At 71.7% G+C, this 14,301-nt stretch carries 15 protein-coding genes; 5 read left to right on the forward strand and 10 right to left on the reverse strand.

From position 1 onward, the window contains the following. Nucleotides 1-3 precede the first annotated feature (3 nt). Entirely contained in the window at nt 4-624 is a 621-nt protein-coding gene (locus tag O7614_RS02285) for a DedA family protein (RefSeq protein ID WP_278136844.1), read from the reverse strand. Nucleotides 625-817: 193 nt separating this feature from the next. Next, nucleotides 818-1,747, reverse strand: a complete 930-nt coding sequence (locus O7614_RS02290; protein WP_278136845.1) for an SMP-30/gluconolactonase/LRE family protein — start codon at nt 1,745-1,747, stop codon at nt 818-820. A 108-nt stretch (nt 1,748-1,855) separates the two neighbouring features. On the opposite strand from O7614_RS02290, the gene O7614_RS02295 reads away from it, so the two are divergent. Further along, a complete protein-coding gene (locus O7614_RS02295) occupies nt 1,856-2,350 on the forward strand; it encodes an Lrp/AsnC family transcriptional regulator (RefSeq protein WP_278142118.1) in 495 nt (164 codons plus the stop codon). Nucleotides 2,351-2,361: 11 nt separating this feature from the next. On the opposite strand, the gene O7614_RS02300 is transcribed toward O7614_RS02295, so the two are convergent. The 6 genes from O7614_RS02300 to O7614_RS02325 form a co-directional block, all read right to left on the reverse strand. Further along, the gene (locus O7614_RS02300) at nt 2,362-3,624 is read right to left on the reverse strand and encodes an adenylosuccinate synthetase (RefSeq protein ID WP_278136846.1); all 1,263 of its coding nucleotides are present in this window, start codon (nt 3,622-3,624) and stop codon (nt 2,362-2,364) included. Beyond that, nucleotides 3,621-4,580 (reverse strand): hypothetical protein, encoded by a 960-nt coding sequence (locus O7614_RS02305; protein WP_278136847.1) that lies wholly within the window; start codon nt 4,578-4,580, stop codon nt 3,621-3,623. The genes O7614_RS02300 and O7614_RS02305 overlap by 4 nt, the downstream gene beginning before the upstream one ends. 9 nt (nt 4,581-4,589) lie before the next feature. Further along, nucleotides 4,590-5,561, reverse strand: a complete 972-nt coding sequence (locus O7614_RS02310; RefSeq protein WP_278136848.1) for a serine/threonine protein kinase — start codon at nt 5,559-5,561, stop codon at nt 4,590-4,592. After that, nucleotides 5,558-6,310: an NUDIX domain-containing protein gene (locus O7614_RS02315; protein ID WP_278136849.1), complete on the reverse strand. Its 753-nt coding sequence runs from the start codon at nt 6,308-6,310 to the stop codon at nt 5,558-5,560. The genes O7614_RS02310 and O7614_RS02315 overlap by 4 nt, the downstream gene beginning before the upstream one ends. A 79-nt stretch (nt 6,311-6,389) precedes the next feature. Beyond that, entirely contained in the window at nt 6,390-7,205 is an 816-nt protein-coding gene (locus O7614_RS02320; protein WP_278142119.1) for a MaoC/PaaZ C-terminal domain-containing protein, read from the reverse strand. A gap of 140 nt (nt 7,206-7,345) precedes the next feature. Then, nucleotides 7,346-8,701 carry a 3-oxoacyl-ACP reductase gene (locus O7614_RS02325; RefSeq protein ID WP_278136850.1) on the reverse strand — a complete coding sequence of 452 codons (1,356 nt, stop codon included), beginning with the start codon at nt 8,699-8,701 and terminating at the stop codon, nt 7,346-7,348. Nucleotides 8,702-8,756: 55 nt separating this feature from the next. Here O7614_RS02325 and O7614_RS02330 point away from each other — a divergent pair, with 55 nt between their 5' ends. Further along, nucleotides 8,757-10,049, forward strand: coding sequence for an acetyl-CoA C-acetyltransferase (locus O7614_RS02330; protein ID WP_278136851.1), 1,293 nt, complete (start codon nt 8,757-8,759; stop codon nt 10,047-10,049). A 60-nt stretch (nt 10,050-10,109) separates the two neighbouring features. Next, on the forward strand, nt 10,110-11,534 hold the full coding sequence (purB, locus tag O7614_RS02335) for an adenylosuccinate lyase (RefSeq protein WP_278136852.1): 1,425 nt from the start codon (nt 10,110-10,112) through the stop codon (nt 11,532-11,534). Between the two features lie 118 nt (nt 11,535-11,652). On the opposite strand, the gene O7614_RS02340 is transcribed toward purB, so the two are convergent. Next, nucleotides 11,653-12,216: a YbjQ family protein gene (locus tag O7614_RS02340; protein ID WP_278136853.1), complete on the reverse strand. Its 564-nt coding sequence runs from the start codon at nt 12,214-12,216 to the stop codon at nt 11,653-11,655. 23 nt (nt 12,217-12,239) lie between these two features. Further along, nucleotides 12,240-12,920 carry a DUF1986 domain-containing protein gene (locus O7614_RS02345; protein ID WP_278136854.1) on the reverse strand — a complete coding sequence of 227 codons (681 nt, stop codon included), beginning with the start codon at nt 12,918-12,920 and terminating at the stop codon, nt 12,240-12,242. Between the two features lie 356 nt (nt 12,921-13,276). Here O7614_RS02345 and purS point away from each other — a divergent pair, with 356 nt between their 5' ends. Next, a complete protein-coding gene (gene purS / locus O7614_RS02350) occupies nt 13,277-13,540 on the forward strand; it encodes a phosphoribosylformylglycinamidine synthase subunit PurS (protein WP_030491392.1) in 264 nt (87 codons plus the stop codon). Further along, entirely contained in the window at nt 13,537-14,220 is a 684-nt protein-coding gene (gene purQ / locus O7614_RS02355; protein ID WP_278136855.1) for a phosphoribosylformylglycinamidine synthase subunit PurQ, read from the forward strand. The genes purS and purQ overlap by 4 nt, the downstream gene beginning before the upstream one ends. Nucleotides 14,221-14,301: the final 81 nt, after the last annotated feature.

The following is a 14,301-nucleotide window of genomic DNA, read 5'->3' on the forward strand; positions in this document are numbered from 1 at the left end:
GCGTCACCGTCGCGCGGCGGCGCGACGGTGTGCCCGGCGGCGCAGCCACCGGATCCCCTCCAGGCCGAACGTGACGATCAGCGACAGCCCCACGCCGACCAGGACGCCCTTCACCGGGTCACGTTCGAACGCCAGCCCGCCGAAGTAGCCGAGCAGCCCGCAGTACAGCGCCCAGGTGACCGCGCCGACGCCGTCGTACAGCAGGAACGCCCGGCGGGGATAGCGCACCGCGCCCATGGTGAGGGTGACGGCGGTCCGGCCGCCCGGCACGTACCGGCTGGTGGTCAGGATGATTCCGCCGCGCCGGTGCAGGGCGCGGCGAGCCCACTCGGAGCTGGCCCGTCGGCGACTGCCGTCGGGCAACTGGGCCAGCCGGTGCGCGCCGCCACCCCGACCGATGGCGTACGAGATGTGGTCGCCGACCAGCGCGCCGACGGCGGCGCTGACGATCACCAGGGTCAGGCTGGGATGCCCGCCGCTCGCCGACAGCACCCCGGCCGTGATCACCGCCGCCTCGCCAGGCACCGCGGGGAAGAACGCGTCGACAGCGGTGAGCCCGATGATCACCAGGTAGACCCACGGTGACGTGACCGTCCCACGGAGGAGGTCGAGCAGGGCTTCCATTCCCCCATGCTCGGCGGCTCGGCGGCGGTCGGTGGCGCTTCGCCGACATTGCGCCGACTGGTCGGCCCGAGCGCCGTCTCAGCTCCTTTCGTCAGTCGGCATGCGGCGTCCACCCGCAGCTCGCGGGCGATGCACTGTTGGACCGCCGCCGTCGCAGTGATCGGGGCGGGCGTCTCGGAAAGCATCGCGTCGCTCATCGCTTCTCGCTGTTGGGCAGGGGGTAATCGGCGCCGTTGAAGGTGACTCGCAGCGTGTACACCGAGGTTCCGGCGGTGACGAACAGGTGGTTACGTTTCGGACCGCCGAACGTTAGGTTGGCCGCCGGCTCGGGTAGCAGCAACTTGCCGATGAGGGTGCCGTCGGGGTCGAAGCAGTGCAGACCGTCCCAGGCCGCCGCCCACACCCGCCCGGCGTGGTCGAGGCGGATGCCGTCGAAGCGGCCGAAGTCGCACTCGGCGAAGATCTTCCCACCGCCGAGTTCGCCGTCGGCCGTGACGTCGAAGACCCGGATGTGACTGGGATCCTGCCGGGTGTCCACGATGTAGAGCTGCTGTTCGTCGGCCGAGAACGCCAGGCCGTTGGGGCGGCAGAAGTCGTCCGCGACGATGCGTATGTCGCCCGTGGCAGGGTCCAGGCGGAACACGTAACAGGTGCCGCCGAACTCGCTGTCACCCCTGTTGCCCTCGTAGTCGCTGTGGATGCCGTAACTCGGGTCGGTGAACCAGATCGTGCCGTCGGCCCGGACGACCACGTCGTTGGGGCTGTTGAACCGCTTGCCGTGGAAGCGGTCGGCGAGCACGGTGATCGCGCCGTCGTGCTCGGTGCGGGTGACCCGCCGGTTGCCCTGCTCGCACGTGACAAGCCGGCCCTGGCGGTCCACCGTGTTGCCGTTGGCGTAGCCCGAGCTGTGGCGGAAGACGCCGACGGCACCGGTGGTCTCGTCCCAACGCAGCAGCCGATCGTTCGGGATGTCGCTCCACAACAGGTAGCGGCCGGCCGGAAAATACGCTGGCCCCTCAGTCTTGCGTGCGCCGCTGTGCAGTCGTTCGACCACGAAGTCGCCGTCGCAGCCACGGAACCGCTCGTCCAGCAGGCGGAATTCAGCGGGAACAGTCTCGGGCATCGCCATGCCTCCATGCGCTGAAGCGTCATTTGGCAAGAGCATATAAGTGCCGTGCCTGGTATGGTCAACAGGCCATTTGCCAAAATCTCATTCAGGAGGATGCCTTCGGTGGTAGATGACATCGACCGTGCGTTGCTTGCGCACCTGCAGCGCGACGCCACCCAGCCCTACGTGACGCTGGCCAAGGCGGTGGGCCTGTCCGCCGGGTCGGCCCATGACCGGGTACGCAAGCTGCGCGAACGCGGCGTGATCCGCCGTACCACCGTCGACGTCGATCCGCCTCTCGTGGGCCGTGGCGTGTCGGCCTTCGTGATGATCAGCGCCGACTCCTGGATGGGCGACGCTCCCACCGGCGACGCGCTTGCGGCTATTCCCGAGATCCAGGAAGCGCACATCATCGCCGGCGCGGCGTCACTGCTGGTGAAGATCCGCACCACGACCACCGAAGACCTGCAAGCGGTGCTGCGCCGCATCTTCGGCATCGACGGGGTCACTGGCACCCAGGCCATGGTCGTGCTGGAGACGTTCTTCGAACGTCCGGTGAGCGTGCTCGACCAGCCCGGCGAGCCGCACCCGGCGGATGCCGACGCGCCACCACGTTAGGACCGTAGGAGTCAGGCCGAGCGGACCAGGGCTGGTGGGGCGAGCAGCGGGCCGCACGGGGTCTTGTCGTCGGCGGTGGGGCCGTGCGAGGTCAGCACCACCGGGGTGGTCAACTCCGCGCCCACCGCCTCGGCCCAGTCGGCTGGCGGGTCGTCGTACACCGGGCGGGAGCGCAGCAGGCGGGCGGTGAGCGCGGCCTGCCGGTCCAGGTCGCCGGGCGGGCCCGGGGTAAGTCGGTCGGTGGTGTCGTAGCGGCGGCAGATCCGCAGGTCGGGGCCGGCCAGGTCGAGGTGGGTGAGGGCCAGGCCGTCGACCCCGCCGGCCGCGGCGAGGGCGTACCGGTGGGCGACCGCGTCGAAGTGCCCGAACCGGAACCGGCCCTGCCACGGGTTCGTCGGGTTGTGCGGGTCGGCGAAGGGCAGCGCCGGGTCCTCGGTCACCAGCGGGCCGGCCCCGTGCCGGGTGGTCACCACCCGGAGCACCCCGATCCGGGTCGCGCCGCCGGGCAGGCCCGCCTCGGCGAGCAGGCTGTCGGCGTTGGCGAACGTGGTGGTGCTCCACGTGGTGTACGGGTGGAAGCCGTGCCACTCGTCGAGCAGTACGCCCTGCGCGCCCTCGAAGACGCAGGTCCCGGAGCGCAGCGCAGCGGCGAGCCAGCTCCGGTCGACGATCGCGACCCGCCCGGCGAACCCGGTGTACGCGGGCAGGCAGTCCTCGACCGGCGGCGCGTCCAACGGGCCGAGTTCGGCGGTCAACCGGTCCCGCAGGACGGTCAGCCGGTGGCGCAGCAGCGCTGGGCTGCGGCAGTCGGCGACCCGGGGCGCGTCGTCCGGGTGGGCGAGACCGTACGCGACGGCCTCGCCCACCCCCAGCCCGCAGGAGCCGTGCCGGTCGGCTCCCCGGGCGATCTCCCGGGCCCGGTTGGCGGCCCGGTGGTACGGGGTGGCGAGCAGCGCCTCGGAGTCGACGGTCAGCCGGTCGAGCGCGTCGGCCACCCCCACCGTGGCGAGATGGTCGGCCTCGGCGGCCAGCGCCAGCGGGTCCACCACCACGTGCCGCGACAGGTGCGTACGCACACCGGGGTGGAACGTGCCGGCGCCGAACTGCGCGAACGTGTGGTGCCGCCCGTCGCGCAGCACGACGTTGTGTGCCGCCTGCGCGCCCCCGTTGAAGCGGACCACGGTGTGCACGGGACGGGTGGCGCAGAGCCAGTCCACCACCGTGCCCTTGCCGGCGTCGCCGTAGCCGAGGTCGACCACCGCCACGTGGTTCACAGCCGGGTCACCCCGCCAGCGGTGTCGCGGAACGCCGGCAGCGTCGACACCTCGGCCCGCCGCCCCCGGCCGAGGCGGGCCAGCGCCTTCGACACGGTGCCGGTGGCGCTGGAGCCGCTGCGGTCCAGGTGACGAAGGCCCTCGTCCAGGTCGATGGCCTGCTCGCCGAGGCCGATGGTGAGCGCGATGGTCTCGCAGACCGCGTCGAGGTCGTCGAGTACGACGGCGTTCTGCCCGAGCAGGTCCCGCCAGAAGTCGAGCACCGTGGCGTTGCCGGCGTAGTGGCTGCCGGCGGGGAGCAGGTAGTAGGTGTCCCAGCGGCGGGTCACCTCGTCGACGATCTGCCGCAGCGGCACGTCCTCGGCCAGGTCGTCGCCGATCAGGCGGGCCACCTCCCGGGCCTTCACCTGCTGGTACGCCAGCTCGTCGCCGATGATGAACAGGTAGCCGCGCCGGCCGCGCTTCTCCCAGCTGTCGGTGCTGGTGTGCCGGGCCATGAAGTACATGGCCAGCTCGTACGACTCGCTCATCTGCCCGCCGCCACCGCCTTCGAGGACGATCCGGCCGAGGTCGTCGTCCATCCGGTTGTCCGACTCGAACTGGCCGACCTGCAACGGCACCCGGTCGCAGGTGGCGTCGCCGATCGCGCCGAACATGATCTGCGGGTCGGTGGCGTAGCCCTGCCGTTGCAGCAGTCCGAGCAGTTGCGGCAGCTTGGTCTGCAGGACGCGCGGCACAGTGCGCATCGAGCCGGTCACGTCGAAGAGCACCGCGACGGGTGTCGACCGGGGGTGCTCGTCGGAGTCGCGGCTCTCGCGCTTCGCGTCGCGGGGGTCGAGCGCGGGGTGCACGGTGCGCGCCCCGCTGTCGCTGTAGGAGAAGGCGCTCCTGCCGGTGGACCGGCGGTAGCGGTCGGCGGCGTCGTACACGTCGGTGGACCAGATTCCACTGCCCATGACAGCTCCTTAAGGGGTGAGGGTGAAGGGGCGGAAGGTGCGGGGCCCGTAGAGGCGGTCCAGCACCTGGTCGAGTTCGCGCAGCAGGCGCCAGGCGTCGTCGGGCCGGTCGGAGACGAGGCGCTGCCGGCAGCCCTGGGCGAAGTCGAGCAGCTGGCGGGGCGCGTGGCGGTTCAGCAGCGAGGTCATGCAGCGGGTGGCCATCCAGATGTCGGTGCCCGGACCGCACTGCCGCTTCTGGACGACCTCTGCCGGGTACCAGTCCTCGTGGCCGGGCACCAGCGCCGGGATCGTGCTGCCGACGGGGGCCGAGAAACACCAGTCGACCAGCACCACGCCGTGGGCGTCCGGCTCGATCAGCACGTGTCGCGGCAGGACCGCGCCGTGTACCACGCCGGACCGGTGGGCCAGGCCGAGCACCACCAGCAGCCGCCGCCACATCCAGGCCACGTCCCGGGCGTCCAACCCGTCCGGGTACGCGCGCCGTACCGCGTCGAGGTCGTGCAGCCCGGGCGCGGTGGCGAGCACGTTGATCCGACGTTCCGCGCCGGTCGCGGCGTCGCGGTGCGGGAACTCGTCGACGAGCCGGGGCACGTACGGCAGGTAGCGCGGGTCGCCGCGCTCGGCGATGGTGCGCAGGGCGTGTGCCTCGCGGGCCACCAGGTCGTTGTCGGTGGGCTGCCGGGGGAGCTTGAGCAGCCGATCGTCACCGACGTCGTAGAGGTCGGCCAGGTCACCCGAGTAGGTCAGCTCGCCGAGCCGGTAGTCGCCGAGGACGGTGACCTGCCGGGCCCGCCACCGGGTGGTGACGTGGATGAACGCCTCGGTGGCTTCGGCGCGTACCCCCGGGTCGGCGGGCAGGCGGTCGGGGTGCAGGGCCGCGACCAGCTCGCGGTAACGCCGGGCCGGTTGGTCCGCGCCGAACAGGTCGGCATCGGTGCGGGCCGCCGCGACCAGGTCGATGGCCTCCGCCGTCCTCATCGCACCGTCTCCTCGCGGGCCGGGCGCAGCAGTGCCGGGTGCAGCAGGCGGGCGTCGCCGGCCCGGTAGAGCCGGGCGCGCGGGCCACCCCGGCTGCCACCGCGCTCGGTGCTGGCACCGGTGCTCTCCACGAAGCCCGGCACGGAGAGCACCTTGCGGTGGAAGTTGCCGGCGTGCAGCGGGTGACCCCACACCGTCTCGTAGACGGCGCGCAGCTCGCTGATGGTGAACTCGGTCGGGAGGAAGCGGGTGGCGAGTGGCGTGTACTCCAGCTTGGACCGGGCCCGTTCCAGCGCGTCCTCGATGATCCGGCCGTGGTCGAAGGCCAGCTGCCGGCTGCTCAGCGCGGTCACCGGCAGCCAGATCGCCTCGTCGGCGTCGGTGCCGGCGGCCGGGTCCGGCAGGTCGGGGGCGAACGCGAGGTGGGCGACCGAGACGATCCGCATGCGCGGGTCGCGGTCGGGAGCGCCGTAGCTGCCCAACTGCTCCAGGTGTACGCGGCGCAGCGCCTCGCCGCCGAGCCCGGTCTCCTCGGCCAGCTCCCGTCGGGCGCCGGCGGTCAGGTCCTCGTCGGGGTGGACGAAGCCGCCGGGCAGCGCCCAGTGCCCTTCGAAGGGTGCCTGACCACGCCGGATCAGCAGCAGGTGCAGCGCGTCGTCGCGGATGGTGAATGCGACCACGTCGACGGTCACCGCGACCGCCGGGTAGGCCCGGGGGTCGTACGCGTCCAGGAACTCCTGCTCGTTCACCGCATCTCTCTCACTGTGAGAATGTCTCCATGTGAGAACAACATAGCGCACGAGTGCGCCCCTGCCAAGGGGGCGCCCGTCAGCGGACCAGACCCGCCAGGTGCGGTCGGCCGCGCGAGTCGTGCAGGGCGAACCCACCGTCCGGCAGCAGCGCGAAGTTCACAGTGCTCGGCAGCGGCACGGGCAGCTTGAAGGCGACCTCGACCGTGTACGCGTCCGGCAGGCGGTTCTCCACCGCGGCCAGGCAGCGCGCCTTGCTCCACATGCCGTGGGCGATCGGTCGCTGGAAGCCGAACAGTCGCGCACCGAGCCGGGAGGTGTGGATCGGGTTGTGATCCCCGGACACCCGCGCGTACTCCGTGCCGACGCGAGGTTCCACCCGCCAACGGGCCGTGCCGGGCGGCGCCGACGGGCGTCCACTTCGGTCGCCCCCGCCAGACGTGCGTTCCCGACCCAGGTACGTCGAGACACCCTCCCAGACCTTCTCGCCGCCAACCGAGCCGACCAGCACCACGTCCACCTGCCGCCCCCGGTCGTGCGGGCGCAGGTTCTCCGCGTACGCCGTGAAGTCGAGGGCCTCGTCGGCGGTGATCGGGCGCTGCACGGCGATCCGGTTGCCGACGTGCACCAAGCCGGTGAGGGGGATCGGGAACGCCGGCAGGGTCATCAGCCGCAGGGTCAGGGGAAAGCCCAGGACGTGCGGGAAAGTCCCCGGCAGTCGGTCGCTGAGCCGGAACCCGCAGACCCGGTCGTAGTCGGCCAGGCGGGCCCGGTCGACCGTCACCCCGCTGACGGCCAGCTCGACCGCCGGTAGGCCGGCCCCGCGCCGTCCGCCGCCGAGGCCCGGTAGCGCGCCGAGCAACGCCCGCCGGTTCAGCGCCCCGACCGCCGGCATCCGGGGCAGATCGATCCGGGTGCGGCCGCCCGCCGCCGGATCGAGAGCCGCGGCCAGGGTCTCCGCCGTCAGCGCCTCGGTCGGGCCGTCGATCAGCTCGTGCAGGGAAAGGTCGTCGTCCGGCTCCCTCTTGCCCCGCATCACGCCCCCAGCAGGCTCTGGCCGCAGACCCGGACCACGTTGCCGCTGACCGCGCCGCTGGCCGGCCAGGCCAGCCAACCGATCGTCTCGGCCACGTCCACCGGCAACCCGCCCTGGGCCAGGCTGTTCATCCGGCGGCCCGCCTCGCGGACCACCAGCGGGATGCGTGCGGTCAGCCGGGTCTCGATGAAGCCGGGCGCCACCGCGTTGACGCTGATGCCCCGCTCCCGCAGGGTCGGGGCGAGCGCGTCGACCAGCCCGATCACTCCGGCCTTGCTGGTGGCGTAGTTGGTCTGACCCCGGTTGCCGGCGATCCCGGCGATCGAGGAGACCGCCACGATCCGCCCGCCGGTCGGGATCAGCCCGCGTTCCAGCAGCACGTCGTTGATCCGCTCCTGGCTGGACAGGTTGACGTCGAGGACCTGGTCCCACCGGTCGGCGTCCATCCGGCCGAGCGTCTTGTCCCGGGTGATGCCGGCGTTGTGCACCACCACGTCGACCCGACCGTGCCGACTGGCCAGGTGGTCGGCGAGCCGGGTCGGCGCGTCCGGTGCGGTCAGGTCGAGCTGGACGGCGGTGCCGCCGATGTCGTTGGCCACCGCCGCGAGCGCGTCCCCGGCGGCGGGGATGTCCAGGGCGACGACCTGTGCGCCGTCGCGGGCGAGCACCTTCGCCAGCGCCGCGCCGATCCCCCGGGCGGCACCGGTGACCAGCACCACCTGCCCGTCCAGTGGGCGCTCCCAGTCGGCCGGGACGCTCGCCTCGCCCGCACCGACCCGGATCACCTGACCCGAGACGTACGCGGACCGCCCGGAGAGCAGGAAGCGGAGCGTCGACTCGAGGCTGGTGCGCACGCCGTCCTCGGCCCTGGTCACGTAGACGAGTTGGGCGGTGGTGCCCCGACCGAACTCCTTGCCGATGCTGCGGACCAGCCCCTCCAGGGCGCGCTGGGCGGTCGCCTCGCGGGGCGTCGGGCACTCCTGTGGCGGGGTGCCCAGCACGATCACCCGGCCACTGGGCAGCACGGCCCGGGCGTGCGGGTGGAAGAAGTCGTAGAGCTGGCGGAGCTGGGTGGAGTCGGTGATGCCGCTGGCGTCGTACACCAGGGCTCCGAAGCGGTCCTGCGGTCCGGCGCCGGCGGCGCTGTCGGCCAGCTCGACCCCGGCGGTGGTCAGGATGCTGCCGACCGGCTCGGCGAGCCGGCCGCCGGTGGCCGCGCCGAGCAGTACCGGCCCGGGCAGCAGCGGGTCGCCGGGGTGGTGCCGGCGCAGTCGAGGCGGGTCGGGCAGTCCGAGGCGCTTGACCAGCGCGCGGCCGGCGGCCGATTGGACGAAGCTCGCGTACCTGTCGGTCATGGGCGTAGCCTACTGGCGAGTAGGGTTGGAGCAACACTTTGCGAGGAGGCGGATCGTGCAGAGCATCCGGAGGGTCGCGGTCATCGGGGGCAACCGCATCCCCTTCGCCCGGTCCAACTCCCGCTACGCGGACGCGTCCAACGCCGACCTGCTCGGTGCCGCGCTGGACGGCCTGATCGCCCGGTACGGGCTGGCCGGGCAGCGCGTCGGCGAGGTAGTGACCGGGGCGGTGCTCAAGCACTCCCGCGACTTCAACCTCACCCGCGAGGTGGTCCTCGGCTCCCGGCTGGACCCGCACACCCCGGCGTACGACATCCAGCAGGCCTGCGGCACCGGTCTGGAGGCGGCGATCCTCGTCGCCAACAAGATCGCCCTCGGTCAGCTCGACGTGGGCATCGCCGGCGGCGTCGACACCACCTCCGACGCGCCGCTCGCGGTCAACGAGGAGATGCGGCGCACGCTGCTCAAGCTCAACTCCGCCCGTACCCTCGGCGAGCGGTTGAAGATCGCCGCCCGGCTGCGCCCGCTCCAGCCGTTCAAGCCCGACATCCCGCGCAACGCCGAACCCCGTACCGGCCTGTCCATGGGTGACCACGCCGCCCGCACCGCGCTGCGCTGGCAGATCGACCGGCGATCCCAGGACGAGCTGGCGTTGCGCTCGCACCAGCGGCTCGCCGCCGCGTACGACCGGGGCTTCTTCGACGACCTCATGACGCCCTACCTGGGGTTGACCCGCGACCAGAACCTGCGCCCGGACACCAGCGTGGAGAAGCTCGGCTCGCTCAAGCCGGTCTTCGGCACCCGTGGCCCGGACGCCGAGCAGGCGACCATGACCGCCGGCAACTCGTCACCGCTCACCGACGGAGCATCCACCGTGCTGCTGGCCAGCGAGGAGTGGGCCACCGCGCACAACCTGCCGGTGCTGGCCTGGTTCAGCTGGTCGGAGACGGCGGCGGTGGACTTCGTGCACGGCGACGAGGGGCTGCTGATGGCACCCGCGTACGCGGTGCCCCGGATGCTGGCCCGGGCCGGGCTGACGTTGCAGGACTTCGACTACTACGAGATCCACGAGGCATTCGCCTCGCAGGTGCTGGCCACCCTCGCCGCCTGGGAGTCGCCGGAGTTCTGCAAGGACCGGCTCGGCCTGGACGCGCCGCTCGGCACGATCGACACCGACCGGCTCAACGTGAACGGCTCGTCGCTGGCCGCCGGGCACCCGTTCGCCGCCACCGGCGGGCGGATCGTGGCGACCCTGGCCAAGCTGCTGGCCGAGAAGGGCAGCGGACGCGGGTTGATCTCGATCTGCGCGGCCGGCGGTCAGGGCGTGACGGCGATCCTGGAGCGCTGACCGGCACACCGGGCCGGCCCGGTCCGGGTGCCGGGCGGCACGTGCGGGACAATGAGGTACGTGACGACGATCCCCAACGTGCTCGCCAACCGGTACGCCTCGCCCGAACTGGTCGCCCTCTGGTCTCCGGAGGAGAAGGTCCGGATGGAGCGTCGGCTCTGGCTCGCCGTGCTCCGCGCCCAGCGTGACCTCGGCGTCGCGGTGCCGGACGGCGTGGTCGAGGCGTACGAGCGGGTGCTCGACCAGGTCGACCTCGCCTCGATCGCGGAGCGGGAACGGGTCACCCGGCACGACGTGAAGGCCCGGATCGAGGAGTTCAGCGCACTCGCCGGGCACGAGCACGTGCACAAGGGCATGACGTCGCGGGATCTGACCGAGAACGTCGAGCAGCTCCAGGTGCGTGCCTCGCTGGAGCTGATCCGGGATCGCGTGGTGGCCACCCTGGCCCGCCTCGCCTTCCTGGCGTACGAGCACTCCGAGCTGGTCATGACGGGCCGTTCGCACAACGTGGCGGCGCAGGCCACCACGCTGGGCAAGCGCTTCGCGTCGGCGGCCGAGGAGCTGCTGATCGCGTACGAGCGGCTGGAGGAGTTGATCGCGCGGTACCCGCTGCGGGGGATCAAGGGCCCGGTCGGCACGGCCGCCGACCAGTTGGACCTCTTCGACGGGGACGCCGACAAGGTGGCCGAGCTGGAGCGGCGGGTCGCCGAGCACCTGGGCTTCTCCCGGGTTCTGGACAGCGTCGGGCAGGTCTACCCGCGCTCGCTCGACTTCGACGTGCTGGCCGCGTTGGCGCAGACCGCCGCGGCGCCGTCGTCGCTGGCCACCACGATCCGACTGATGGTCGGCCAGGAGTTGGCGACCGAGGGCTTCAAGCCGGGCCAGGTGGGGTCCAGCGCGATGCCGCACAAGATGAACACGCGTTCGTCGGAGCGGGTGAACGGCTTCGCGGTGATCATCCGGGGTTACCTGTCGATGGTCGGCGAGCTGGCCGGCGACCAGTGGAACGAGGGGGACGTGTCCTGCTCGGTGGTCCGTCGGGTCGCCCTGCCGGACGCGTTCTTCGCCGCCGACGGGCTGTTCCAGACGTTCCTCACCGTGCTCGACGAGTTCGGCGCGTACCCCGCGGTGATCAACCGGGAGTTGGAGCGCTTCCTGCCGTTCCTGGCCACCACCAAGATCCTGGTGGCGGCGGTCCGGCGCGGCGTGGGCCGGGAGGTCGCCCACGAGGTGATCAAGGAGCACGCGGTCGCCGTGGCCCTGGCGATGCGCGAGAAGGGCTCCCCGGAGAACGACCTGTTCGACAGGTTGGCGGCGGACGGGCGGCTCGGCCTGTCCCGCGCCGACATCGACACCCTGGTCGCCGACCGCAGCGCCTTCGTCGGCGCCGCCCAGGCCCAGGTGGCAGCGGTAACCAAGCGGATCACCAAGGTGGTGGAAACCCACCCCGACGCCGCCACCTACAGCCCGCCCCCCATCCTCTAACCCCCACCCCGTCCCTCCGCGTTGATCATGAAGTTATTGCCCTGCGCACCGGCGTGTTGTAGCGATAACTTCATGATCAGCGCGAGAGGGCGCGCGCCGGCGGGGCCGGCGGGGGGCTCTACTCGCCGGTTGGGGTTTCCGCGGCCGTTCTCAGGTTGGGGGCGCTGGCCGGTTCGGCGATGCCGCCGAGGGACTCGGCGAAGGCCGGGTCGGTGGCGGTGTCCGCGGCGATCGCCGGCTGGTCGGCCGGCATGACCTCGGGCATGACGGGTACGGCGATCACTGCCGTTCCGTACGCGCAGATCTCCATCCACATCTCACCGCAGTCCCGGCTGTCGAACCGCATCCCGATCACGGCGTTCGCGCCGAGGCGCAGGGCCTCCTCGCCGAGCCGGGACACCGAGTCGGTGCGCCACCGGGTCAGGTTGTCCGGTGCCATCGGGTCGTACGCGCCACCGCGCAGGTTCTTCACGCCCTCGCGGTACGGGTTGCGCGTCCTGGCCATCGATGACACCACCTCACCGAGAATCTGGCGGATCTCGTAGCCGGGCAGTTGCTCCGTCGTCACGACCAGCACGTTTCCGATGCTGTCAGGAGGGGCCCGACCCGATCGGGCGCATTGTTCACCTGATCGGATGCTGCAAAACAGCGCGGCGCGGACGGCCGGCACGGGGCCGACCATCCGCGACGCTCCGGTGGTAACCGTCAGACACCGGCCACCGAGGTGATCCAGGCCCGGTTGTACGCGACACTGCCGTAGTTCTGGATGCTGTAGCCGTCGGCCGTGGAGGCGACGCCGACCTGCTGACCGTTGTAGAACTGCGGGCCGCCCGAGTCGCCCCGCCAGGCGTTGCCGCTGATCTCGGTGCTGCGGATCGCCTGCCCGCCGTACGCGTCGGTGACGCTGTTGCTGGTCACCCGTACGGTGGCGGTCTTCAGTTGGGTCGACGCCGAGCAGCCGCTGTAGCAGGTCATGCCCCACCCGTAGATCGAGTTCGTCGAGTTGATCGGCGGGTTGCTGCTGGCCAGGCTCACCGTGGAGGTGCTGACGCTGCTGGAGAGCCGCATGAGCGCCAGGTCGTAGCGGGTGTAGGTGGCGCTGACTGTGCGGGTGACCCCGCCGGAGGTGCGGTTCACGCTGCCGATCCGGACGGACATGGTGCCGCTGATGCAGTGCCGGGCGGTGAGCACCCACTGCGAGGAGATCACGCTGCCCGAGCAGGTGAACGAACCGTTGCTGAACACCGCGGCGGCCCAGGGCGCGGACGAGACGGTGCCGCCGCCGATGATTAAGGGGCTGGGCGGGGCGGCGGACGCGCCGGACGCGGCGCCGAGGGCGCCGACCAACGCGATGCTGACGACGGCGAGCAGGGGGCGGATGCGCATCGGGTGGACTCCTTGGACGGGCAGGACCCGGGATCGCCGGGTGCGGACGGGCGACGGCGGGAGGTCCCCGCCAACGCCTCAATCGACTTACGTCGATGTAGAGTAGGGCCCGAGCCGGTCGTTATCAAGGATCTGATCGAGGTTACTCAATGTAACGATTTGGCCTCCCGTTGCGCCGTATATGCCCTGCTGAGGCCACCTGCCCCGCCTCTCGGGCCGCCCTGAGCGCCGGCAATGTCGATCACTGCTTGAACTGCACCCGGCCGGTGCGTCCGCGGCCGTATCTGCCAGGTACGCTGGCTGCGCTCGCCCCATGTGGGTCGGCACCCAACTGCGTACACAGTCAGGAGTGCCCAGTGCCTCGCGTCGTCGTCGACGTCATGCTCAAGCCCGAGATCCTCGATCCGCAGGGCCAGGCCGTCGCAAACGCGCTGCCCCGGCTCGGCGTCGGTGACGTCGCCTCGGTCCGGATCGGCAGGCGGATCGAGATCGAGTTCACCGGTGAACCGGACCTGGACCGCGCTCGGGAGATTGCCGACAAGTTGCTCGCCAACCCGGTCATCGAGGACTTCACCGTCCGCCTGGTCGAGGCCGACGAGACCGCGGACGCCCGCTCGTGACCGCCCGGGTCGGTGTGGTCACCTTCCCTGGCTCGCTCGACGACGGGGACGCGGCCCGGGCCGTCCGGATCGCCGGTGCCGAGCCGGTCCGGCTCTGGCACGGCGACGCGGACCTGCACGGGGTGGACGCTGTCGTGCTGCCCGGCGGCTTCTCCTACGGTGACTACCTGCGGTGCGGTGCCATCGCCCGGTTCGCCCCGGTGATGGAGACGATCGTGGACGCCGCCCAGGGTGGTCTGCCCGTGCTCGGCATCTGCAACGGCTTCCAGATCCTGTGCGAGGCGCACCTGCTGCCCGGCGCGCTCACCCGCAACCAGCACCTGCACTTCCGCAACCGGGACCAGGTCCTGCGCGTCGAGTCGGTCAGCACCGCGTGGACCAACGCGTTCCAGCCCGGCCAGGAGGTGCTCGTCCCGGTCAAGAACGGCGAGGGCTGCTACGTCGCGGACACCGCGACCCTGGACCAGCTCGAAGCCGAGGGTCGGGTGGTCGCCCGCTACGTCGGCGGCAACCCGAACGGGTCTCTGCGGGACATCGCCGCGATCGCCAACGCCGCCGGCAACGTGGTCGGCATCATGCCGCACCCCGAGCACGCGGTGGAGGCGCTGACCGGCCCTTCGCTGGACGGCCTCGGCTTCTTCACGTCAGTCCTCAAGCACCTGGTCGGGGCGCCCGCGTGAGTGCGAGGAGCGCCGCGGTGACCGGCGTCACGATCATCGGTCTGCTCAACCGCCGGTCTGGCGGGCACGAGCGCAGCGAGG

This window comes from Micromonospora sp. WMMD961, assembly GCF_029626145.1.
GTDB lineage: Bacteria > Actinomycetota > Actinomycetes > Mycobacteriales > Micromonosporaceae > Micromonospora.

What these genes read in the sequence shown, in the direction of transcription:
- O7614_RS02285 (WP_278136844.1), bottom strand. Translation starts at nt 624, where the DNA reads ATGGAAGCCCTGCTCGACCTCCTCCGTGGGACGGTCACGTCACCGTGG.
- O7614_RS02290 (WP_278136845.1), bottom strand. Translation starts at nt 1,747, where the DNA reads ATGCCCGAGACTGTTCCCGCTGAATTCCGCCTGCTGGACGAGCGGTTC.
- O7614_RS02305 (WP_278136847.1), bottom strand. Translation starts at nt 4,580, where the DNA reads ATGGGCAGTGGAATCTGGTCCACCGACGTGTACGACGCCGCCGACCGC.
- O7614_RS02310 (WP_278136848.1), bottom strand. Translation starts at nt 5,561, where the DNA reads ATGAGGACGGCGGAGGCCATCGACCTGGTCGCGGCGGCCCGCACCGAT.
- O7614_RS02320 (WP_278142119.1), bottom strand. Translation starts at nt 7,205, where the DNA reads ATGCCGGCGGTCGGGGCGCTGAACCGGCGGGCGTTGCTCGGCGCGCTA.
- O7614_RS02325 (WP_278136850.1), bottom strand. Translation starts at nt 8,701, where the DNA reads ATGACCGACAGGTACGCGAGCTTCGTCCAATCGGCCGCCGGCCGCGCG.
- O7614_RS02340 (WP_278136853.1), bottom strand. Translation starts at nt 12,216, where the DNA reads ATGGTCGGCCCCGTGCCGGCCGTCCGCGCCGCGCTGTTTTGCAGCATC.
- O7614_RS02345 (WP_278136854.1), bottom strand. Translation starts at nt 12,920, where the DNA reads ATGCGCATCCGCCCCCTGCTCGCCGTCGTCAGCATCGCGTTGGTCGGC.